Origin of the sequence: Mesorhizobium sp. M0317 (assembly GCF_040321555.1) — a bacterium.
Lineage (GTDB): Bacteria > Pseudomonadota > Alphaproteobacteria > Rhizobiales > Rhizobiaceae > Mesorhizobium.
Genome location: NZ_JAMYRV010000026.1, coordinates 1 through 21,423 on the forward strand (window position 1 = coordinate 1; position 21,423 = coordinate 21,423).

Annotated in this window: 19 protein-coding genes and 7 pseudogenes; 3 read left to right on the plus strand and 23 right to left on the minus strand. The window is 60.3% G+C overall.

All coding sequences use genetic code 11. From position 1 onward, the window contains the following. Positions 1–347: 347 nt before the first annotated feature. Entirely contained in the window at positions 348–587 is a 240-nt protein-coding gene (locus NKI88_RS18560; protein WP_352656518.1) for a hypothetical protein, read from the minus strand. Here NKI88_RS18560 and NKI88_RS18565 point away from each other — a divergent pair. Further along, positions 580–741, plus strand: a pseudogene (locus tag NKI88_RS18565) (transposase); the annotation flags it as partial. The gene NKI88_RS18560 and the pseudogene NKI88_RS18565 overlap by 8 nt on opposite strands. Positions 742–919: 178 nt before the next feature. Continuing rightward, positions 920–1,471 (plus strand): annotated as a pseudogene (locus tag NKI88_RS18570) (IS30 family transposase); the annotation flags it as partial. 240 nt (positions 1,472–1,711) lie between these two features. On the opposite strand, the gene NKI88_RS18575 reads toward NKI88_RS18570, so the two are convergent. The 10 genes and pseudogenes from NKI88_RS18575 to NKI88_RS18620 form a co-directional block, all read right to left on the minus strand. After that, positions 1,712–1,900 (minus strand): IS3 family transposase, encoded by a 189-nt coding sequence (locus NKI88_RS18575; RefSeq protein WP_352656520.1) that lies wholly within the window; start codon positions 1,898–1,900, stop codon positions 1,712–1,714. Beyond that, positions 1,864–2,010, minus strand: coding sequence for a hypothetical protein (locus NKI88_RS18580; protein WP_352656522.1), 147 nt, complete (start codon positions 2,008–2,010; stop codon positions 1,864–1,866). Before NKI88_RS18580 ends, NKI88_RS18575 begins: the two co-directional genes overlap by 37 nt. Before the next feature lie 5 nt (positions 2,011–2,015). Next, a complete protein-coding gene (locus NKI88_RS18585; RefSeq protein ID WP_352656524.1) occupies positions 2,016–2,366 on the minus strand; it encodes a transposase in 351 nt (116 codons plus the stop codon). A 69-nt stretch (positions 2,367–2,435) separates the two neighbouring features. Beyond that, positions 2,436–3,202, minus strand: a pseudogene (locus NKI88_RS18590) (pyridoxal-phosphate dependent enzyme); the annotation flags it as partial. A gap of 289 nt (positions 3,203–3,491) precedes the next feature. Then, positions 3,492–3,782: an exopolysaccharide production repressor protein gene (locus tag NKI88_RS18595; RefSeq protein WP_352656568.1), complete on the minus strand. Its 291-nt coding sequence runs from the start codon at positions 3,780–3,782 to the stop codon at positions 3,492–3,494. Positions 3,783–3,844: 62 nt separating this feature from the next. After that, positions 3,845–4,162 (minus strand): ferredoxin III, nif-specific, encoded by a 318-nt coding sequence (gene fdxB, locus NKI88_RS18600; protein ID WP_352656570.1) that lies wholly within the window; start codon positions 4,160–4,162, stop codon positions 3,845–3,847. Next, positions 4,159–4,431, minus strand: coding sequence for a CCE_0567 family metalloprotein (locus NKI88_RS18605; RefSeq protein WP_502909475.1), 273 nt, complete (start codon positions 4,429–4,431; stop codon positions 4,159–4,161). Before NKI88_RS18605 ends, fdxB begins: the two co-directional genes overlap by 4 nt. Further along, positions 4,385–4,854, minus strand: a pseudogene (locus NKI88_RS18610) (NifX-associated nitrogen fixation protein). The gene NKI88_RS18605 and the pseudogene NKI88_RS18610 overlap by 47 nt, the downstream one beginning before the upstream one ends. Before the next feature lie 313 nt (positions 4,855–5,167). Next, positions 5,168–6,337, minus strand: a complete 1,170-nt coding sequence (locus tag NKI88_RS18615) for a TlpA disulfide reductase family protein (protein ID WP_352656526.1) — start codon at positions 6,335–6,337, stop codon at positions 5,168–5,170. Positions 6,338–6,518: 181 nt separating this feature from the next. Next, a complete protein-coding gene (locus NKI88_RS18620; protein ID WP_352656528.1) occupies positions 6,519–6,776 on the minus strand; it encodes a hypothetical protein in 258 nt (85 codons plus the stop codon). Between the two features lie 57 nt (positions 6,777–6,833). Between NKI88_RS18620 and NKI88_RS18625 the strand changes: the two are divergent. Then, positions 6,834–8,032 (plus strand): annotated as a pseudogene (locus NKI88_RS18625) (IS256 family transposase). Between the two features lie 1,050 nt (positions 8,033–9,082). Here NKI88_RS18625 and NKI88_RS18630 read toward each other — a convergent pair. The 12 genes and pseudogenes from NKI88_RS18630 to NKI88_RS31840 form a co-directional block, all read right to left on the minus strand. Continuing rightward, positions 9,083–9,970 carry a universal stress protein gene (locus NKI88_RS18630; RefSeq protein WP_352656530.1) on the minus strand — a complete coding sequence of 296 codons (888 nt, stop codon included), beginning with the start codon at positions 9,968–9,970 and terminating at the stop codon, positions 9,083–9,085. A gap of 105 nt (positions 9,971–10,075) precedes the next feature. Further along, a complete protein-coding gene (locus tag NKI88_RS18635) occupies positions 10,076–10,861 on the minus strand; it encodes a response regulator transcription factor (protein WP_352561345.1) in 786 nt (261 codons plus the stop codon). Between the two features lie 27 nt (positions 10,862–10,888). Continuing rightward, entirely contained in the window at positions 10,889–11,368 is a 480-nt protein-coding gene (locus tag NKI88_RS18640) for a NifX-associated nitrogen fixation protein (RefSeq protein WP_023690550.1), read from the minus strand. 17 nt (positions 11,369–11,385) lie between these two features. After that, the gene (nifX, locus tag NKI88_RS18645) at positions 11,386–11,883 is read right to left on the minus strand and encodes a nitrogen fixation protein NifX (RefSeq protein ID WP_352561348.1); all 498 of its coding nucleotides are present in this window, start codon (positions 11,881–11,883) and stop codon (positions 11,386–11,388) included. Next, positions 11,849–13,231, minus strand: coding sequence for a nitrogenase iron-molybdenum cofactor biosynthesis protein NifN (gene nifN, locus NKI88_RS18650; RefSeq protein WP_352656532.1), 1,383 nt, complete (start codon positions 13,229–13,231; stop codon positions 11,849–11,851). Before nifN ends, nifX begins: the two co-directional genes overlap by 35 nt. Positions 13,232–13,238: 7 nt before the next feature. After that, the gene (gene nifE, locus NKI88_RS18655; protein ID WP_352561351.1) at positions 13,239–14,729 is read right to left on the minus strand and encodes a nitrogenase iron-molybdenum cofactor biosynthesis protein NifE; all 1,491 of its coding nucleotides are present in this window, start codon (positions 14,727–14,729) and stop codon (positions 13,239–13,241) included. Positions 14,730–14,785: 56 nt separating this feature from the next. Continuing rightward, the gene (gene nifK, locus NKI88_RS18660) at positions 14,786–16,327 is read right to left on the minus strand and encodes a nitrogenase molybdenum-iron protein subunit beta (RefSeq protein ID WP_352561353.1); all 1,542 of its coding nucleotides are present in this window, start codon (positions 16,325–16,327) and stop codon (positions 14,786–14,788) included. 126 nt (positions 16,328–16,453) lie between these two features. Continuing rightward, positions 16,454–17,956 (minus strand): nitrogenase molybdenum-iron protein alpha chain, encoded by a 1,503-nt coding sequence (nifD, locus tag NKI88_RS18665; RefSeq protein ID WP_023690555.1) that lies wholly within the window; start codon positions 17,954–17,956, stop codon positions 16,454–16,456. A 95-nt stretch (positions 17,957–18,051) separates the two neighbouring features. Then, positions 18,052–18,945 (minus strand): nitrogenase iron protein, encoded by an 894-nt coding sequence (gene nifH, locus NKI88_RS18670; protein ID WP_023706403.1) that lies wholly within the window; start codon positions 18,943–18,945, stop codon positions 18,052–18,054. Positions 18,946–19,334: 389 nt separating this feature from the next. Beyond that, positions 19,335–20,174: pseudogene (locus NKI88_RS18675) on the minus strand (type II toxin-antitoxin system HipA family toxin); the annotation flags it as partial. Continuing rightward, a complete protein-coding gene (locus NKI88_RS18680; RefSeq protein ID WP_352656535.1) occupies positions 20,149–20,475 on the minus strand; it encodes a helix-turn-helix domain-containing protein in 327 nt (108 codons plus the stop codon). The gene NKI88_RS18680 and the pseudogene NKI88_RS18675, both read right to left, overlap by 26 nt. 381 nt (positions 20,476–20,856) lie before the next feature. Continuing rightward, a pseudogene (locus NKI88_RS31840) lies at positions 20,857–21,122 on the minus strand (IS3 family transposase); the annotation flags it as partial. Between the last annotated feature and the right edge of the window lie 301 nt (positions 21,123–21,423).

Below are 21,423 nucleotides of genomic sequence, written 5' to 3' on the forward strand. Positions count from 1 at the left end.
AGATCAACGTAGCTGAACAACTCGCCAGTTCGATTGTCGCCGCCGCGCACGATTCACCCTCCGCATTCTCGCGAAATGAGTGAATCACGGAGCTACCCAACCGCGAGCCCCTTTTTCAACAGCCTGCTAACGATCAGTACGCTGTGGGGCTTCAACAGACGTCGGGCGATGATCAGCCGACGCCGCATGAAGGCGAGCCACTTGCTATGCCGCCACCCGTCGGCGAGATAGACGTAGTCGTTGTTGTATTTCGAGTCCCGGGCGCCCGTGTTGTAAGAGTCCTCTCTGATTGGGGTCGTCGCGGTCAAGCTAATCCTGTTCTTTTTCCGGATCGTATCGTCCGCGGGTCACGCGCTTCTCTTCGCGGGCGGCGCTGGCCGCCGCATGATGAGTTCAGGAGAGCACGGCGCGTCGCGCTTGCCCGCGTGTCGCTGCGCGAACCGGCCAAACTCGACCAACTTGGTCTTGGTCGGCTCCAGGCTGAGGCCAAACTTCCCCAACCGTTGATGTAGGGCTTCCTGAACGCGGAGGGCATCTTCGCGGTATTGGAAACAGATCACAAAGTCATCGATGTAGCGCGCCGTCATCCAGGAAGCTTATGTGCAAGGCATCTCGACCCGGTCGGTTGACGACCTGGTCAAGGCCATGGGTATGAGCGGCATATCCAAGAGCCAGGTCTCGCGGCTATGCGAGGAGATCGACGGGAAGGTGAAGGCCTTCCTCGATCGGCCGATCGAGGGCGCCGCTGGTTGAAGGCGAGTGTTCTGGAGGACGGTATGGTCCAATCGAACGAAGAGGGGACTCCGCAAGGGGGTTCGATCAGGTGTTGCTCAGCAATGTGTATCTGCATTATGTGCTCGACCTATGGTTCGAGCGCATAGTGAAAGGCCGGTTGCGGGGCGAAGCCAAACTGGTGCGGATCATGATCAGTCAATGCCCCGCCGAAGCGGCCGATCGGGCGGTGCCGGGTCACTGGGAAGGAGACCTCATCCTCGGTCTTGGCAGCTCGGCGATCGGCACGTTGGTCGAGCGCACGACGCGCTTCACGATGCTACTGCATCTTCCCCGGCTCGTGGGGCATGGCGAAGCTCCGCGCACGAAGAACGGACCTGCGCTCGCGGGACATGGAGCTGAGGCCGTGCGTGACGCGATTACGCGCACCATCATCACCTTGCCCGAAGAGCTACGCCGTTCGCTGACCTGGGATCAGGGAGCCGAAATGGCCCAGCACGATCGTCTCACGATCGATGCGGGTGTGCGGGTCTACTTCTGCGATCCGCAAAGCCCATGGCAGCGCGGCACCAACGAGAACACCAATGGGCTGCTGCGTCAGTACTTCCCGAAAGGCACCGACCTGAGCATTCACAGCGCCGACGAGATCGCCGCCGTGGCAGCGGCCCTCAATGCACGGCCGAGAAAGACCCTGGGTTGGAAAACGCCGGCAGAAGCGCTTGACGAGTTGTTGCCATGAGTGAACACAATCGGTGTTGCGACGATCGCTTGAATCCGCCCTGGGAGCCTCGATCGGAGTGATGAACGCAGCCTGGCGGCGGCATTCTGCGCTCGACTGCGGCGCTTAAGGCAGCCGCGTCAGGCGGGCGTCGATCGATCGGCCAATGGCGTAGCCGACGATCATGCGCGACCATGCGTCGAGAACGACGGCGACATAAACGAAGCGGGCGGGCAGCGCGACATAGGTGATGTCGGCGACCTAAAGCTGGTTCGGACCCGTCGGGACGAAGTCCTTCGCCAGGTTGGAGAAGATCGGGCTGTGATGATTGCTGTCGGTGCTGGCGACGAATCGGCGCCTCATCCTGGGCACCAGATAATGCTCGACCATCAGGCGGCGGATTTTCTTGTGGTTCACGACCACGCCTTGCTGACGCAGCGCCGCACCCACGGGCGATAGCCGTAGAACTCGAACTCGTCGCAGATCGAGACAATCGCCTCGACGATGGCCGTGTCGTCGGCTGGCCTTTCGGGACGGTCATAGAAGCTGGAACGCGCCATACCCATCAGCCGGCAGCCTTTGGCGACACTGAGACCACGGGGCCGGTGATAACGGACGTAATCCCGCTTTTCGGCCGCGGAGCGCTTTTCAGAGCCCCCTTTAGAAACTCCAGTTCCAGAGCCTGCTTGCCGACAAGTCGCTCAAGCGCGGCAATCCGCGCCTCGTATTCCGTCATCAGAGCTGCTGAGGCCACATCTTCGTCCAAGCCGCCTGCTTCATACTTGCCAAACCAGATCCGGATCAGTGTGCGGGTGATGTCGTGCCGTTGCGCCAAGCTGTGAAACGTATCGCCCGACAGATATTCCTGAAAAACCTGACGCTTGAACGTGATGCTGTAACTGCGGTGTCTTGCCATGGTTCTCTCTCCGAAAACCCGACAGCACTGGTAAATCCTTCAAACCCCACCCGCAGGGGCGCACTCCATATGTTGGGCAATCTTTAGCACCTGCGCCTTGGCCTTTGCGGGGGTGGCAGAGGCATCGATACCGATCACGTTGCGCTGTCGACCGTCCTCGGCGAATCCGACGAGCATGCCGCATGCGTTGAACCTGTGACCGTGCAAACAACGATGTAGTCGAAAGCAAACCCAAGCCGTTTTTTCTGGCGCGCACCTCCTCCGCGAAACCTACATAGCCGAGGCCGCCTTTCGGGTGAACAGATGCACCGGCTGGTATCGCATAGGGTCTGCCGCCCCTCGCTTTGACCTCGTAGAGGGCCTTTTCCCAACTGCGGCGGATGCCGATGTCAAAGCCATCGTCGATCAGATGCACCTCTGCTCCCATGATGCGGCTCAAGAGAATATTGCCAACCCGGCCGTTGACCGCATCCTCATGTGTTACCCAGCTCTCCTGAACCAGGAGACATTTCATGCCGATCTTGGCGGCGACCGCGGCGCCCATCCTTGTGTGATTGGACTGGACGCCGCGGACGGTGACGAGCGTATCGGCATCTGGCCCGATCGTCGGGAATGAATGATGTATTCGAGCTTGCGCAGTTTGTTTCCGCCGAACGCGAGACCGGAGTTGCAGTCCTCGCGTTTGGCGTAGATTTCCACCTGGCCCCCCAGGGCTCGGAGAGGCGGTCGAGCTTCTCGATGGGCGTGGGTCCAAATGTGAGCGGATAGCGTTCGAACTTTCCAGCATTTCTCTCCGGCAACACGCGATGGACCTGAATTAGCCATTCACGGGTCATTCTAGAGGCGTCTTAGATTTTTTTAATGTCGTCTGCGTTATCCGGCGCCAGAAGAGTCCCCCATTACCATTTCCAGAGCCTCTTCGTCGTTAAGAGTTGGACCGCACACCGGCGTACTGCCACGCTACCAACGGTATGGCATTCAAGAACTGCATCTCCTGGATTAACTAGAATGACCTATTGCGGTCACCATCGACTTCTCAAGCACCGTATTGCTCTAATATCTGCTCACTGTTTATGGTTGGCCTAAAGTTTGCGCCAGGTTGAGCACTGACCTTGTCGTGGCGCCTCAAGGCAGTAGCAGCGATATGGCCAGCATTTGATCGCGCTGGAGCAAATCTGCGGATCCATTCGTCACCTCATCAAGGTCTGGCGGCTCGGATCCAACTTCCTTACAACTGTCGAAATGCTCAGCCCTTTGGCCAGCTCGGCTAACGCAGCCAGACCGCCAGATCAGAAAGAGCACGCTTGCGAAATATGCCAGCTGAAGGAGCAGCGAACATGCCAACGTCGTGACGACTACTTTGTCGATGGACCGAGAAGCGGAGTAGACGATCAGTGCGGTGCTGCACAGGACCATTCCCAGGACGCGACAAAAGATCTTTAAGGGCAACGTCGTTCTCCTGGTTTTGTCTCCTCAGATCATGCTGGGACCTGGTCGGCCGCAACATGGGTCTGGCAGTTCTTCGGGCAGACGCGGCCGCAGGCTCCGCAGCCAATGCAGCGGCCGGCATGGTCGACGACCATGATCATGCGATTGAGCTCGCCATCGAAATCGTCATCCTCGTCGTCGCAGGCGCCGAGGATTTCACCTGCGTCATCGACGCCGTAAAGATGCATGACCTCGCGCGAGCAGACTTTGAAACAGCGGCCGCAGCCGATGCAGGTCGTGCCGTTTATAGCGGTGAGATATTCCGGCACCCATCCGGAGCCATCGCGGGTGGTGAATGTGCTTGTCATCGTAACTTCTTTTGCAGCGAGCCCTCTCTTGGCGCCATCCAACTCGGCAAAAACGGCCGACGTTTCCTCGGCACTTCCTCTATCTCCATCCATTTTCCCGGGAGATCCTCTGCAAGGTCGCGCAATTTCATCTTGGCAATTGCCGCGCGCAGCTGAAGCTTTCGGACTTTCATTCCCATCTCATCCAGCTTTGACATAGATCCTTCCTCGAAATCGGTGTCTTCAAGCCCGTGCCACGTTGCGATAGGCTTCAGTGGCTGAGGTCGCATCGTCGACCAGTTTCGTACCGGCCTTCGCGAGTTGCCGGAACGTATCGAAGCCGAACCGATGGACGTCTGGACAGAACGACGAGCTGCCCGACCGTGAAAAGCAATCGTCCGAAGCCCCATGGCTTTCATCTCCATCATTGGCGATGTCATCAGGTCGGAGCGCTCCTCGATCGCAAGCCCGACGGCGGTGTAGAACATGTCGAGCCTCCACAGCACGTCCGGCTCGGGATCGCCGATGATAGGAACCGCACGGCGCTGTTTTCTGGTGACGATGAAGTCGTCCAGCAGTTCGGCATCCCATTTGCTTTCCCACGAACCATAGGAGTGTTGAGCACGGATCAGCCGCACGAGGCATCTGACAAAAGGCATGGCAAGAGCCGCCTCGTCCTCGTTGACAGCCGAGCTGACCGCAGCATCAGACATTTCGCAGTCCTCTTCCTCGAAGCACGATGTCTGTTTTCTGGGACGCCTACTTCGGGCACTTGCGCAGCCGACGCATGGCTCGGCCCCGCTGATTCCACGCAATTGATGTCCCTCGGGCCGACCTTGACACGTCCTCGACTGCGAAGTCTCCCACGCGAATTCGCGTCGAACATCGCTTCCGCCGCAATGCTGGAGGCCATGAAGATTCGAGCCTCGATCCTGCTGCAAACGATCGACCAAGTGCTGCATGGACCTCCTTGCTGCGGTCACGCCAGGGAAATGGACGCAGTGGCCAGTAAGCCCTTTCGACCAATTACCCTTTTTTATCTTTCTTCCTCGGCCGACCGCGCTTTGGCACCTTCGGGAAACTGTTTTGCGCAGCGGCAAAGAGAGCGCCGCAACAAGCCTTCGCACCCCTGTACTTGGCGAGGGCCTGCAGCAAATCCGGCAGATGCTGCTCTTTCAATTCGGCCGGGATAGGCTCCGGACCGTCCAGCGACGTCAGTGCCAGTTCGACCAACTCGATCGCGCGATCATTGTTGCCGTTCTCGTGATAGTACCGGGCGACCGCGGGATAAGATCGGAACTTGGGACTGTCGCCTTGCGGGGGATTCAGCGCCAGGATGTGTTCGGACAGCTCCTTGCCCATCGCGAAGCGCTCAGCAGGGGGAAGGCGCGAATGGTCATTGGCCGGATGGAAAAGTTGGTCTAGCGCCGAAACCATCCAATCCTCGGAGTTTTTGTCGATCGCGTCGCGAACCAACTGGCGCATCACGGGCAAGCCGGTCCACATGTCTTGTATTTTGTGAAGCAACAGATGTGCATGGGCCAAGCGGAAATTGAGGTCGTCCGGCATCAAGGCGATGCCCTCTTCGATCGCCCAGAGCGCCGTCTTCCAATCTTCCAGCTTCACCGCCGCCCAGAACCTGTCATCGATCGGCTTCTTCAGCGCTTGTCCGCGCGCCAGGGGTTCGCTTGTGGCGATCCGCTGCTGATCGGCGGCTTTCGCTTTGTTGCTGGTAGGCCAGCTGCCGTTGAACACTTTCGGCAAAACCTCGCCGAGTTGGCTCGGATGACCGATAAAGGCGATGCAGCCGTCTCGGTCGACTACGAACGAGGTGGGGATCCCGACGCAAAAGCTGGGTTCCCTCCAAAGCTTCTTCATTTCGCCTGTGAAGTCGAACCCAATCCGATAATTCAGATCCGGGCACTTTTCGGCCAACCACGCATCTAACTTGGTCCGGGCCTCGACGGCCGTTGGAGCTTCTTCATCAGCCGCGATCCCGAGGACCTCAAGTCCGCTGTCCTTGTATTTCTCCTGTAGCTGCATCAGCTCGAGCATCTCCGCCGAACATAGTTCGCACCAAGTTGCCCAAAATTCGACGATATAGACTTTGCCGGGCTGGAAGTCCGCAACGGGCTCGCCACGCAGCCAGTCCTCCACTTTGATCGAAGGAGCCGGCGACCCCATCCGCAACATCATCTTGCCCTCCAAAAAAAGCTGTTGCCAAAGGTTGCGTGACCTTATGCGCAAGCTTGTTCCTCTTTGCGACGGGGCACGAGGGTTCAACGAAGAGAGACCATCGCTCGTCTTGCGCATCTGCGTGCGGTCAGCCTTCACTCAGTGTTGCTCAACTCAATTCGCAAAGGCCGTGCCAACGCGCTCAGCTTGCGGTAAACGCTTGATATACTTTGAGAAGTTGTGAAGCGCCCCAAGATAGCCGGTTGTATTGGATCGACATGTTTTCTGCCATTGTCAGGTCTTGGACACGCATCACCCGCTTCCCGTCGAGACAGAAGCGTGGCCATGGACGGGTGGACGGGTCGTGTCCCATCAGGTGGTGTAGCTCGGCGGTAGCGAAGCCGCTCACGAGCGCGCCCTTAGTAGCGCTGTAGCGAGCGAGCGGCGTGTGGGTGGTCATCGGCGCTTTCCGGTAGGGTTTGGTTGTTGACGCCAACCCATTTCGGAAGGACCACCGATGACCGACGACATGATGAACCTGCGCACGCTCGTGGAGAAGACCCCGGATGCCGATCTGCTGCGGGAGATGATCGGCTTTGCCGCCGAGCGACTGATGGAAATGGAGGTGGGCGCGGCCACCGGCGCCAGCTATGGCGAGAAGAACCCGCTGCGGCTCGCCCAGCGCAATGGCTACCGCGACCGGGACTGGGAGACGCGGGCCGGCACGGTCGAGCTGCGCATCCCGAAGCTCAGGAAGGGAAGCTACTTCCCAGGTTTCCTCGAACCGCGCCGCATGGCCGACAAGGCGCTAACCGCCGTCATCCAGGAAGCTTATGTGCAAGGCATCTCGACCCGGTCGGTTGACGACCTGGTCAAGGCCATGGGTATGAGCGGCATATCCAAGAGCCAGGTCTCGCGGCTATGCGAGGAGATCGACGGGAAGGTGAAGGCCTTCCTCGATCGGCCGATCGAGGGCGATTGGCCATACCTGTGGATCGACGCCACTTACCTGAAGGTCCGCCGCGGTGGGCGGATCGTCTCGGTCGCCGTTATCATCGCCGTCGGCGTCAACGCGGCCGGCCGGCGCGAGGTACTGGGCATGGAGATTGGCACCTCGGAGGCCGAGCCGATCTGGACAGAGTTCCTGCGCAAGCTGACACGTCGCGGCCTGCGCGGCGTCAAGCTCGTCGTCTCCGATGCTCACGAAGGCCTCAAGGCGACCGTCACCAAGGTGCTGTGCGCGACATGGCAGAGGTGCCGCGTCCACTTCATGAGGAACGTGCTGGCCCATGCCGGCAAGAGCGGCCGCAGGGTCGTCTCAGCCTTCATCGCCACCGCTTTCGCCCAGGAAACGCCCGAGGCCGCGTCCGTACAATGGCGCGCCGTCGCCGACCAGATCCGGCCGAAGGTGCCGAAGCTGGCGACAATCATGGACGACGCCGAGCCCGACGTGCTGGCCTACATGACCTTCCCCAAGGAACATCGCGCCAAGCTCCACTCGACCAATCCGATCGAACGTCTCAACGGCGAGATCAAGCGGCGCACCGAGGTCGCCGGAATCTTCCCGAACGACGATGCGATCGTGCGCCTCGTCGGCGCAATCCTGCTCGAACAGAACGATGAATGGGCAGTGCAGCGGGCCAGATATATGACTCTGGAAACGTCAGCCAGATGAGCGATGATCCCCTGATCAGCCTGCCAGCCGTGGCGCGCTGATCAGCCCGGCCCATGCCGGACAGCAACGCGACTAATGCCGCCAGCTACACCACGCCGCGGGACACGATCCATGGACGTCTCGACATATAGGAACGAACAGATGGACATCATGACTGCTTGGCTAGCGCCAGCCCCGTCATCATCCTCCGCCTCAAGCTGCTTGAGCTTCTTGCCGTTCCGGTCGCTCAGCGGACGCCATTGCGATTGCAGGGGCCGCGCCCTCCGAGCATCGCCTCTGCCCTACCTCTTCCGCTTTGTGCTTGAATTCCTGGCTCGCAACGCCAGAGTTTCACGACGAAGCCGGTCATGTCCGGCTGCGTGTCGCGAATAACGCCAGATCGAGGATGATGATCGTGCCGAAGAGAGCCGGGATCTGCCGGCATGTGCCGGGCCGGTGAACTCTCCCGGATTCCTGCTTTTGTTGTTCTGTATCCCTTTGCACAGGTCCAACAGGGACCGCCTGGTGCGAATGTGAGCGTTGTGGGAATTGATCGGTCTCAAGGCCACTCGGTCGCCACGCGGTGGGCCGGGCAGACTGAAAACGCCGAAGATGCGGCCGCCCTCGCCGCTGACCCGGCTACCATCCCAGGCGATGACACGTGATTGATGCCACCGTTCGCGCCGAGGGCCGGCAAGAGCGCGACCGTCGGGGTCGAAGGTCGGTGCCTTGGCCGCTGCACGGTCGTTGCGTGTTCCGTTCCCGGCCAGTGGTGAGGGAAATCGTGATAACGCCAATACGATGAGGCTACGGTCCGAACGCGGCCGCCGCGCTGAAACGACTCTCTTTCTCGACCTGACGCCGGCTCGAGTATCGGTGTTTTGAGCGCATTTAGGACGCCTGGGCCTCAGCCCGGCCGTTTGTCTGCGCGTTACCGAGCAGACACCGAGCGCGTTAGAGGCGTCCGGCAATGTTCTTCGCGCCGGCGCTTGCAATTGCTTATGAGCTTCGCGGAACTTGCTCGTTTCCGGCGACCTTTCTCCGACTTCGCATCAGGGTAGGTGACCAGGGGAGTAGAGCTTGGAACAGCATCGGTGCTACTTCAGAACCCGTCAGCGAGCCAAAAACAGCGGCAATGGCGGCTTCCCAACTATCCATCTCGTGACACCGCCGAAGAGCCGCTCACGCAGCCGGCGATTGCCATAAGCCCCCATGACTATCATGTCGGCAGACGTGTCGATTGCGTGCTGCGCGAGCACCGTGGCTGCCGATTTTCCGGCGCTCGCCAGCCGGTCGACCGACACCCGAGCACCGTGCCGAGTGAGATAGGTAGCGATGTCGGCTCCCGGCTCGGCGCCGTTTCCGATGCAGGTCGCCTTCGGATCGACTAGTGCGACGCGAACTTCCTCAGCACCGGCTAGCAGATGCAGCGCTTCGCGAACCGAACGGGACGCCTCGACTCGCGAATCCCAGCCGACCAGCACGCGCCGCGGCGACAGAGTCGCCTCAGCGCCCTCCGGCACGACAAGCACCGGCTTTCCGGTGTCGAACAGGCTGCCGTTGATAACAAGGGGACCGACGTTAACGTCGTTGAGAAGTGCAGGGCCGACGATTGTCAGGTCGTTGCAGAGCGCCCGCGTTCGCACTGCGTCACCGACGCTGGCCTGATCGCAGTTGGCAATATCGACATCATAGCACCGCCACGTGGCTCTCAGCAGTTTGTGAATTTCCCTGGATGCTTTTTCCCAACTGGCCGTGTCCTGTGAAAATCTCTCGATTTGCCTGTACCGTTTTTCCAGTGCGGCAATGGCGTGCGCGCGTTGTTCAGGCCACTCGGAGATGCAATCGCTTAGCGGCGGAGGTGACATAACGAGAGGCAGAGGCGACAAAATCAGGACGGACAAATGTGCGCCGACTTCGGCGCACAAGCTTGCAGCTGTTCTGATGTCCCTATCGGAGTGGTCAGCTCCCGCTACACTGAGTAGGCTTTTGAAGGCCATCTGACTGCTCCCCCTGAGTATGTCGCGCCCGTAGCGCGTTTCGAAGCCGCAAGAATTCCCTTCAGCAGAACGAAGATGGAGAGTGGCACACTATCCGTTCGCTATTCAGTCGTCCGGCTTCTCGAGCGAGTAGCCGGCAGACCTGACAGTACGAATGACGCTCCCTGGCGAGGCCGCCTTCAGCGCCTTTCTGATCCGGCTGATATGGACGTCGACAGTGCGTTCACCGATATGGATATTGTCCGGCCAGGCCGCGTCGATCAGCTCGTCTCGGCTGAATACCTTGCCGGGAGCCTCAAGAAATTGCCGCAGCAGGTTGAATTCGAGAGGTCCGAGATGGATGTCGTGGCCATTACCTCGAACTCGGTGGGCATCGAGCTTCATCTCAAGGCTGCCGCAACTGAGCCAGCTGCCGTTTTTTATCCCGTTTGAACCCGGCTGTGGCAGCGCCAGCTTCGTGCGTAGACAGTCAACCAGCTTGGCCGGCGCGAAGGGCCGCACAAAGCTCTCGTCAATACCTGCCTTCAAGAGATCGAGGTGCTGGTTCTCGGCGCCGGGCGCGATCAACGCAATGACGGGCAGGCGGCCGGTGCGGGGCTCCCCCTTAAACCGGGCGCAGATTGTGGAGCCTGTCGCGCTCGCTGGCCCGCAGTCCAGGACTACCGCCTGGAGCTCCCGTTCATCGGCCAATGCAAGTGCTTCCTTCACGCCGCCTGCCGGCTCACTCGTGAAGCCGTCCACCCCCAGAATGTGGCTGAGGAACAGATACAACTCCGCATCTTGCGAACAGATCAGTACCACTGGCTTCATCAGCGCTGCCCCAAGAACGACATCGGCCTCGACCGCCTCGATTGAGAGGGCTGGCCATCGCATGTCCTCAAGGCCTGACATGATCCCCTCGATCGAAAATCGGTTCCATCACGCCCGCGCCACCTCGGGATAAGCCTCAATGGCTGCGGTGGCATCGCCGGCCAGTTGAGTACCGGCCGCGGCGAGTTTCCAGAACGTCTCGAAACCGAACCGGTGGACGTCGCGCAGGGTTTTCGACAGAACGACCAACCGCCCGGCCGTGAAGAGCACGCGCCCGAAGCCCTCATGGCTTATCTCCATCATCGGGGATGCCATCAGGCCGGAGCGTTCCTCAATCGCAAGCCCGACGGCGGTGTAGAACTTATCGAGCCTCCACAGCACGTCCGGATCGGGATCGCCGATGATTGGAATTGCGCGGCGCTGTTCCCTGGTGATGATGAAGTCGCCCAGCAGCTCGGCGTCCGATTTGCCTTCCCATGACCCGTGGGAATCATTGGCACGGATCAGCCGCACGAGGCATTTGACGAACGGGGTGGCAAGGGCCGCCTCGTCCTCGGTGGCGGCAGGGCTAACAGCGGCTTCAAACATTTCGCCCACTCCTCATTTCAGCTTTCGTCCTCGAAGGAGGGTTTCTGTTCAGCGACACCTGCCTGCGCCAGCACCTTGCGCAGCCAAGGGGGAGGACACGTCCTGAGCATCATCTGCGTGCGCAACAACACCTCTTGGATGGTCTGGGGCTGCGACACTTTGATCGGATGGATCTTTGCGGAAACAAGTTTGGCTGCCGAAGGTCCGCCGATTGCCAGACAAAACAGCAAATGGCAGCCCTTTAGCGCCTCCACCTTCGGGGTGATGCGGTCATCGCCCTCGGTTCGGTGCTTCCCGCTCTCGTCGGAAACGTCGTCAAAGGCCACGGCTTCCACGAGATTCCACTCCTCGCGCATCACGTCGTAGACAGCAAAGCGCCTGGCCGATCCGAAATGGGCGTTGAGGTTCTTCATGTCCTGCGTGGCGATGGCCACGCGCAATGCGCCGGCTTGGCGTTCCGGCTTCGGTGCGTGAACCTCGTCAGTGACGAGCGAGAGGCGACGAACGGAGCGCATCTGGCATTTCTCGCTTACGGAGTGGATCAAGCGCCTCAGGCGTCGGCGCGTGCCCGTTGGCTTCGAAAATGTTGGCAATCTCGAAGATCAGGTCGCGGGTCCCTTGGTAGAGGATTGTGAGCTTGTGCTGGGCCCCGAGCCGGTCGAAGATCGGGAAGCCGACCCGCATGAGCGGAATGCCGAGGCGCTGCGCCGCCTGGCGGCCGTGGGAATGAGTAACGAGAAGATCAGCGCCGGCGCTAAGCGCTTCCAAATCGCCGAGATCGCCGATTTGAACCGACTGCGCCGGCACTTCCTCCAGAATTTTTGACATAGCGGCCGTTGTGACCGCCGCCGCGATTTCGGAGCCCATGGCGATGAAGAAGCTCGCGAGTTGGTAGAGTTGGTCTGGTTCAGCAGCGATCGCAATTTTCTTACCTCCAAAGTGGAAATGTCCGTCGAGCAAGGCGTCCTGCAACTGCGCCCGGCGACGGCGTACCCCAGCCGGCGCCGCCGCGCCCGAAACCGCCGATAGGTGCGAGACGAACCGGTCTGCGTCCTTCAATCCAGTCAGCGACCGAAACAGCACGTAAGGTACGCCGGTTAACCTATGCAGCACGTCGGCCGGGCGGCGCATATGCTCACCGATGACAATGCATCGCTCGGCCGTGCCAAGCTCGCGGATATCCTCGACGCTGGTGCCGCCATAGGTGGTCGTGGCCCAACGGTCGGGCACCGTACCGTCGAGCGAGCCGGAGACGTCCGGTAAAATCACCGGCTTCAGTCCAAAGCTCTCAACCATCTCACGCAAATGCTCGATGTCAGCCACAGTGAGGTTCCAGCCAGGCAGGATCACGATTTTCTTCGACTGCCGCGCCTGCTCGCCTGGCCGCGTAATCCTTTCGATCATAGCGGTGACAGCCTTGGCCCAGCCCTCTTCGATCGCGCCGTCGAAATCCGGTGTGTTGGCCAGCACCACCTCCGTACCCGCGAGTTCTTTGGTGCGCTTCAGCCTGATATTGGCGATATCTCCTGCGCAGTCTTCGCCCCGGGTTTCCACCAGCGCGGTCGTGCAAACCCCGATCAGCGTTGGCTTTGTGCGGGCCTTGAGGTTGAGGATCGCCTCTTCCAGATGGTCTGCCCCGCCGAGGATCGTTGCCACCTCGTCCATCGCGGTTGTCTGCAAGGGAATGGCTTCCTTGAAATGTCGCACGAAGAGCACGAGCGCGAAGCTGGTGCACCCCTGGCTGCCGTGGAACAATGGCATCGCGCCGTCGACGCCAAGAAAGGCCAAGGCGGCACCCAGCGGCTGCGATGACTTCAGCGGATTGACCGCCGCCGCTTTGGTCTGGGGAAGGATGCGGCCCATTGGCTTCTCAACACTCGCCGAAATCAGCGGCCGTCGTGCCGGAGAATTCCTGGACAGCATGCAAGGTCACGTTCTCGCTTTTCGTGCGCGGCAGTTCCTCCCCCACCGCAGGCTGGCAATCCCATGGTGCCGGCTCCCGTACCTGGCACCAGATGGGGTTTTGAATGGCCAGGTCGATCTGGCGTACGAGTTCCACCATGCCGTCATAGCCGGCGTAAGGGTGTTGGCGCTCCTGGTTGATGTCGAGCCAGGGTGTCTTGGCCTTCAGAGCGACGAATTGCGTGCGCCCGCCTGATAGCAGGATATCGGCCTTGTGTTCGGAGAGCATGGCGTAAAGCTCGCGCGCTGCCATCTGCTCGAATATATGGTTGTCGTCCTTGAGGATCTGCTTGATCCGCTCCTTGTCTTCGACGGTCGACTTCTTGACAGAGGTGCCGACGATCTCGATCCCGATCTCCATCAGCGCATGGACGACCGACCAGGACTTCACGCCGCCGGTGTTGAGCAGCACGCGCTTGCCTGCGAGCCTCGGCCGGTAGGCCGCTAGCTTCTTCCAGGCGATCGCCTCTTCCTCTGCAATCAATACCTCGGTGCGGCCGAGGATCTCCGGATCAGCACCCTGCTTCACGAGCAGCTCAGCTATGTTCCGGAGTGCATCCGAGGTATCGGTGATGCCGTAGAAGGAGCCCTCGAAAAACGGGATGCCCCAGCGCTCGTCCATTTTGCGGGCGAGATTGATGAGCGCGGTCGAGCACACCACCATAGCCGCCCGGGCGCGGTGCGCGCAGGCAATGTCGAAGTAACGCGCGTCACCCGGAATGCAGGCGCGCACCCGGATCCCGAGCCGATCCAGCAGCGGCTTCACCAGCCAGAATTCGCCTGAGAGGTTGAATTCGCCAAGGATGTTGATGTCGTAAGGGCCGGGATCGTCGGGCTCGGCCGTGCCGATGACATGATCGAGCAATGCCTCGCCGGCAAGCTTGTTGCCAAGATTCTTGGAGCCGGCGAAGCCCGGCGCATTGACCGGTACAACGGCCAAGCCGAACTTTTCCGCCGCGCGCTGGCAGACGGCCTCTATGTCGTCGCCGATCAGCGCCGTCACGCAGGTTGGATAAACGAAGATCGCCGGCGGCCCATACGCTTCCTTGATCTCGCGGATCCCTTTGAAGAGCTTCCGCTCGCCCTGCCCCATGACAACATCGAGTTCGGTGAGGTCGGTCGTGAAGCTCGTGCGCCACAGCGTTGGCCCGGACGAAGCCGCACCGCGGTTGTCCCAGGAATTGCCCTCGCAGGCGAGCGGCCCATGGACCAGGTGTGCGACGTCGGTGATCGGCTGCAGTACGATCTTGGCGCCATCGAAGGCACAGCCGCCGGCCGCCGCCCCGGGGGTCAGTGGCCTCGAACAGCTCACCTTGCGCGCCTTGGCATCCTTGCCGCGGTTCTTTTCGCAGCCAGGCTCGTTGAAGACATCCTGGATTTTGGCTCTGAGCAAGGACATTGCGTCGGTCTCCAAAGTTCCTCGGGAAGACGACCGGCCAAAGCCGACCGTCAAGCTTAGCGGGTGAGGTCATACGAATAGTCCGTCACGCCCGTCTCGCTTGTCTCGCGATCGAGTTTGTCGAAGATCTTGTCGAGGATCGTCGTCAGCACGCGCAACCCGCCTTGGTAGCCCATCAGCGCGAACCGATGGTGATGGTGGCGATCGAAGATCGGAAACGTCAGCCGGATCAGCGGCGTGCCCGTGTCGCGCTCCAGATACTTGCCATAGGAGTTGCCGATCAGCAGGTCCACCGGCTCGGTGAAGAGCAGGGAGCGCATCGCCCAGAGGTCCTTGCCCGCCCAGACTTGAGCATCCTTGCCGAAGGGCGATGATGCAAGCAGTTCCTTCAACTCCGCTTCCCATGCCGACGTGCCGTTGGTGGCGAGGCAATGGGTCGGCTCGCCGCCCGTCTCCATGATGAAGCGGGCCATGGCGTAGACAAAGTCCGGATCGCCGTAGATGGCGTATTTCTTACCGTGCAGCCAGGATTGGCTGTCGGCCATGGCGTCGACAAGTCGGCCGCGCTCCAGGCGGATTGCCTCGGGGATTTGCTTGCCGGAAATCGCGGAGACCTCCACGAGGAAGTCGTCGGTTGCCTGGACTCCGAGCGGGTAATGGAACGAGGACGTCGCCTGCCCCACCCCCTCGCAATACTCCAGTGTTTTTCTGGTGTTGTAATGCTGCAGCGACAGCGTCGCCTCGGCGTTGAGTGCCTTCCTCACGTCTTCGATCTTCGTGCCGCCGTCATACATGCGGTATTCGCCGTCGGACGGCGTGTCGAACTGGTCAGAGGCGTCTTGGATGAAGGTGTAGGATACGCCTATCAGGTCGAGCAGGCGCTTGAGTTCCCGGTTGTTGCCAACACAGAATCCGTCGAAGCCCGGAATGACGTTGATGGTCCCCTCGGCTTCCGTTCGCTCCTCCCCTTTCCAGAAATGCTCCAAAATGCCCTTGACCGTAACGTCATAGCCGTCGACATGGCTGCCGACGAAGGCCGGCGTATGGGCGAAAGGCACGTCGAAGTCGCGCGGGACCGAGCCTTCGTCCTTGGCGTTTTCGATGAAGCTGTGCAGATCGTCGCCAATGACCTCCGCCATACAAGTGGTCGAGACGGCGATCATCTTCGGGTCGTAGAGTTGGTACGTGTTGGCGAGCCCATCGACCAGGTTCTTCAGGCCGCCGAACACTGCTGCGTCCTCGGTCATCGAGGAGGAAACCGCCGAAGCAGGCTCCTTGAAATGGCGCGACAGGTGCGAGCGGTAATAGGCGACGCAGCCCTGGCTGCCGTGGACGAAGGACATGGTTCGCTCGAAGCCTGCGGCCGCGAACACCGCGCCGAGCGGCTGGCAGGCCTTGGCGGGGTTCACGAGCAGGGCTTGGCGAGCAAGGTTCTTTTCGCGGTATTCCCACGTCTTGGTGAATTCGCCTTGGTCGGTAACGATCTGGTCCGGGTGAGGACATTCGAAATTCAGCCTCTTCTCGGCGAGCATCTGCCTGTATTCCGGCTCGCGGAACAGGGGCGCGTGGTCGAGAACTTTTTCAGCCGACTGCGGCATGGGTGGTTACCTCTTTCCATCTGGCCCGCCATACGGCGGCACAGGGACGTCGAAACGTTTTCAGGTCTCCCGCGGACAAGCGGCCACAGGCGTTAGCGGCCTCCCGGCTTCCGGGAGGCCAGGGTTTCATTCGGCTGCGATCGCCGCCGACGGCTCGGCTTTTTTCTTCCAGGGGGCGTCGTAGAGGTTCCAGACCGGGTTGTTGATGGCCAGGTCCATATCGCGCGCGAAGATGGCGAACCCGTCGTAGCCATGATACGGGCCGGAATAATCCCAGGAATGCATTTGACGGAACGGTATGCCCATCTTCTGGACCGGGTACTTTTCTTTGATGCCGGAGCCCACGAGATCAGGACGGATCCCCTCGATGAACTTCTCCAGCTCGTAACCAGTCACGTCGTCATAGATCAGCGTGCCCTTTTTCACGTAGTGGCCGGTGCGCTGATAGTCGTCGTTATGGCCAAATTCATAGCCAGTGCCGACGATCACCATGCCCAGGTCCTCATATGCGGTGACGACGTGACGGGGGCGCAGCCCGCCGACATAGAGCATCACCGTCCTGCCTTCGAGGCGCGGCCGGTACTTGGCTATGACCGCCTCGACCAGCGGCCGGTATTTGGCGATGACCGCCTCGGCCTTCGCCTCGATTTCCGGCCCGAAGTGCTTGGCTATCTTGCGCAGAGAGGCTTCGGTCTGGGAGGGCCCGAAGAAATTATACTCCATCCAGGCGATGCCATACTTTTCCTCCATGTGCCGGCAGATGTAGTTCATCGACCTGTAGCAATGGATGAGATTGAGTTTCGCCTTTGGCGCTCGCTCTATTTCGGCCAGCGTAGCGTCGCCCGACCAGTTGCCGACCACGCGCAGACCCATCTCCTCGAGCAGGATGCGCGAAGCCCAGGCGTCGCCGCCGATATTATAGTCCCCGACCACATTGACATCGTACGGGCCGGCCTCGAACTCGAGGTCCTTCTTCTCGAACACCCAGTCGCGGATCGCGTCGTTGGCGATGTGGTGGCCGAGGGATTGCGAGACGCCGCGGAAGCCCTCGCAGCGCACCGGCACGATTGTCTTTCCGTGCTGCTTGGCCTTGTTGCGGGATACAGCTTCGGTGTCGTCGCCAATCAGGCCAATCGGGCATTCGGATTGCACAGTCATGCCCTTGTTCAGCGGAAACAGTTCCTCGATCTCGTCGATGATCCGTTCGAGCTTCTTGTCGCCGCCGAAAACAATGTCCTTCTCCTGGAAATCGGAGGTGAACTGCATGGTGACGAACGTGTCGATGCCGGTCGTGCCAAGGTAGTAGTTGCGGCGTTGAGACCAGGAATATTGCCCGCAGCCGACCGGCCCGTGCGAGATATGGACCATATCCTTGACTGGACCCCACACCACTCCTTTCGAGCCGGCATAGGCGCAGCCGCGAATCGTCATCACGCCGGGGATGGACTTGATGTTCGATTTGACATCGCATTCAGAAAGGACCTCGCTTTCCTCGCCAGCCTCGTCGCCGCTTTTTGCGACGCTGAGGTGCTTTTTGCGGCGCTTCGCCGACTTGTCAGGATATTGCGACAGCACTTCCTCGATAAGCTTCGCATGGAGGGCACCGTCATTCTCGTATTCCAGGCTCATGGGACCCCTTTCAAGGTTCAGGGACGCCTCACCGACGAGGCGCCGTTCTTTGAAAGGCGCACCAGGTCAGGCGGCGCCTTATGTCGCAGCGGTCGCTACTGTGCGGCCGCCTTAGCCGCTTCCTTGACCTGAAGCTCGGCAAGCATCTGCTCGTCGGTCTTCATGATGCCGAAGTCGAGCAGCATGTCCTCGAGCTCCTCCATGGTGATCGGGGTCGGGATGGTGCCCTGGCCCGAATTCCCATGGATCTTCTCGGCCAGCGCCCTGTATTCCCCGGCCTGCTTGGAGTCCGGCGCATACTGGATCACAGACATCTTCCTGAGCTCGGCGTGCTGGACGATGTTGTCGCGCGGCACGAAGTGGATAAGTTTGGAATTGAGCCTGGAAGCAAGCGCCTCGGCGAGGTCGAGTTCGCGGTCGGTTTGGCGCTCGTTGCAGATCAGGCCGCCGAGCCGCACGCCGCCCGAATGGGCGTATTTCAGGATACCCTTGGCGATGTTGTTGGCGGCATAGAGCGCCATCATCTCGCCGGACATGACGATATAGATTTCCTGGGCCTTGTTCTCGCGGATCGGCATCGCGAAACCGCCACACACCACATCCCCGAGCACGTCGTAGGAGACATAGTCGACGTCGTCGTAGGCGCCGTTCTCCTCGAGGAAGTTGATTGAGGTGATCACGCCGCGGCCGGCGCAGCCGACACCCGGCTCGGGCCCGCCCGACTCCACGCATTTGATGCCTTTGTACCCGACCTTGAGCACGTCCGCGAGTTCCAGGTCTTCCACCGAACCTTCCTCTGCCGCGAGGTGCAGCACCGTATCCTGCGCCTTCGCGTTCAGGATCAGGCGGGTGGAGTCGGCTTTGGGGTCGCAGCCGACGATGAGGATTCTCTGCCCGAGGTCGACAAGGGCGGCGAGCGTATTTTGGGAGGTGGTGGACTTGCCGATGCCGCCCTTGCCGTAAAAGGCGATCTGACGCAAACCTGACATGTAGCTTTCCTTCCTTCGTTCCATTCATCGCGGCTGCCGCGACATGAATGCCGGTCGGGCAGCTGTAGCCGCCTCGCACCTAAGGATCTCAAGACTCGTGCCAATTTGGCTGATCGAACCGAAGAATAATTTGATGGTTGCTTTTCAGGGGTTTAGCCTGAGGGCCAAAGAAAGGATCGTCGCAACAGACCGTGTAGCGGACCCGACAATGGCGACACAAAGCGTCGGATCGCGATCCTCAGTGCGAGCTGACGTGCTTGCTCACGCGTGTCATCGTGGACACTCCGCGGAATCTTGCGCCACGCTGGCATGCCTTCGATCCAGCCATCCATAGGGCCGCGGATCGAAAGTTCCGCTATATCAGCAACCCGAGGGGACTCGGCTCACTTAGGCGAGACGGCCACGCCAAGAGCCAAGGCTATGTCGTGATAAGCGGCCCCCTCATATTTGCGCGAGGGGTAGACACCGAAGACCTGAGCGAAATCCTCGATGTGTATCCTCTCGCCACCGGCGCCGCGATCGAAGCGTTTGACGAGAAGGACCTTGCCCTCCGACAGCGTATTGAATTCTTCGGGAACGCCCTCAAAATCGGACTTCTCGACCAGTTCGCATTCAGGAACCTCCATGCCGATTGCTGCTGCCAGCGCCAGGTTGGCGAATTCGTTCTCGGAAACGCCCGGAAACGCCGTCGAAGGGAACTTGGCAATGTACCGGCCCTGCTCGTCGTCCATCGGCAAGGTAAGGCCGCCGCCTTTTCCAATGTTCTTCATGACCGACAGCTTCATCTGCACGCCGGCAAGCGAGAACCGTGCCTTGGGGTGATCCTTTGAGCCATCCTTCGAAACCGTTATCGCGCCGTCACTGGGCAACGCCCGTACGGCTCCCGGCAGATCGGCGCCCAGTGCCGCTAAAAGATCGAAATCATTGCCTGGCCGCACATTGCCTTCGTGATGCCTTTCCATCGCCTCCCGCAATTTCTCCTCCGGCAGGAGGTTCGCGAAGAAAGCGGGCAAGGCGCTTGCCAGAGGCTTTGGATCTTTCCGCAATCCTCCCGTCGCTGCCCGGAACGACAGGCTGAGAACCGGAAAGCCGCCCGTCGCGCGGTAGGCGTCATCGAAGTTGAACGCATTGAAATCGCCCGGCGTCCTGACGATTGTGCCGATCTTCACTGCATTCAAGAGCACGTCCAGTGACGGGATCGTCTTAGGTGCGCGAAAGACTGGAGCCATGATCGTCATCGTCAGGTTGAGAAACAAAGGCGGGTCGATCGTCATCATCATGCGGACGCAATAGAGCCTTGACAGCCGGCACCATGGCTTGCGGAACCAGCATCATTTCCAGACCGAGCGCGCGAGCGATATTCATGAGCGTCGTCGCACGCGCGGCTGCGGCTCCCTTTTCGATGTCGCGATATCGGGGACGGGATATACCCGCCAAATCGGCGACCTGCTCCTGCGTCATCGCAGCGGCCAACCTCGCCTGCCTGAAAAACCCACCGATTTCCCGTAGAATTTCCGATTGAGAGTCCATAACGCAACCTATACGATCTATTCCAATGCGCGATGGTACGCAAAGGTATCTCATCCAGCGAGTAGTTTCAATGCTTTATGATCTGTTTACGTATCATATGTGAAGAAAATGGTATGGAAAGAGATCAATCTTCCTCTCTCTTTAGCGCCGCGCGGCAACGTCGTTCCTCCGAGAACTGAACCGCACCGGGTTTTCCGGAGGCCGTTTCGTTGAGTCACGCGGCCATGGCTGGGTCATACAGAATGGCGTAGTAGCGTTCCTCAGCTTCGGCCGGCGGAATGTTGCCGATGGCCTCCAGCAGCCGGCGATTGTTGAACCAATCGACCCAATCGAGCTACCGAACTCGACGGCTTCGAAGTCGCGCCATGGTCCGCGTCGATGGATGATGCCCTCAAGACCCATGGCCCTCATCAGTGGGGCAACCGTGCAGCGGGCGACGTCGAGCCCTCACGCTGTAACTCCCGCCAGACCTTGCGAACGCCGTAGACGCGGAAGTTGGCCTCGAACACGCGTCGGACCTCATCCTTCAAGGCCATGGCCTCATCCCGCTTCGCCCGAGCCGACAGCCGGGGAGGATCGATGCGCTTGGCGACATGGTCGTGGTAGCTCGACGGGGCGATCGGCAGCACCTTCCAGATCGGCTCGACCCGATGCGGTTGCCACGTCCGAAGGCACGCCGGCGAGCACGGTTCATACAGCTGCTGTGGCCACCGTCCACCGGCTTTTCTTCGTAATAGGCCTAGTGCATGCGTCGCTGCAGACGGCCAACTGAAAGAACATTCAGCCAACGGCTATTTGACCTCGGCGCCGATGCGCTCGACGGTGGTCCTATGAAAGAGACGGGCTGCTTCAGATGCCGGACAGCCTTCATTTAGCTGAGTCGAGTGATTTCGGAGCGCTGATTGGGTTTGTTTCGGACGGCGTCCACCCTTTCACCCGCGTTCGCGG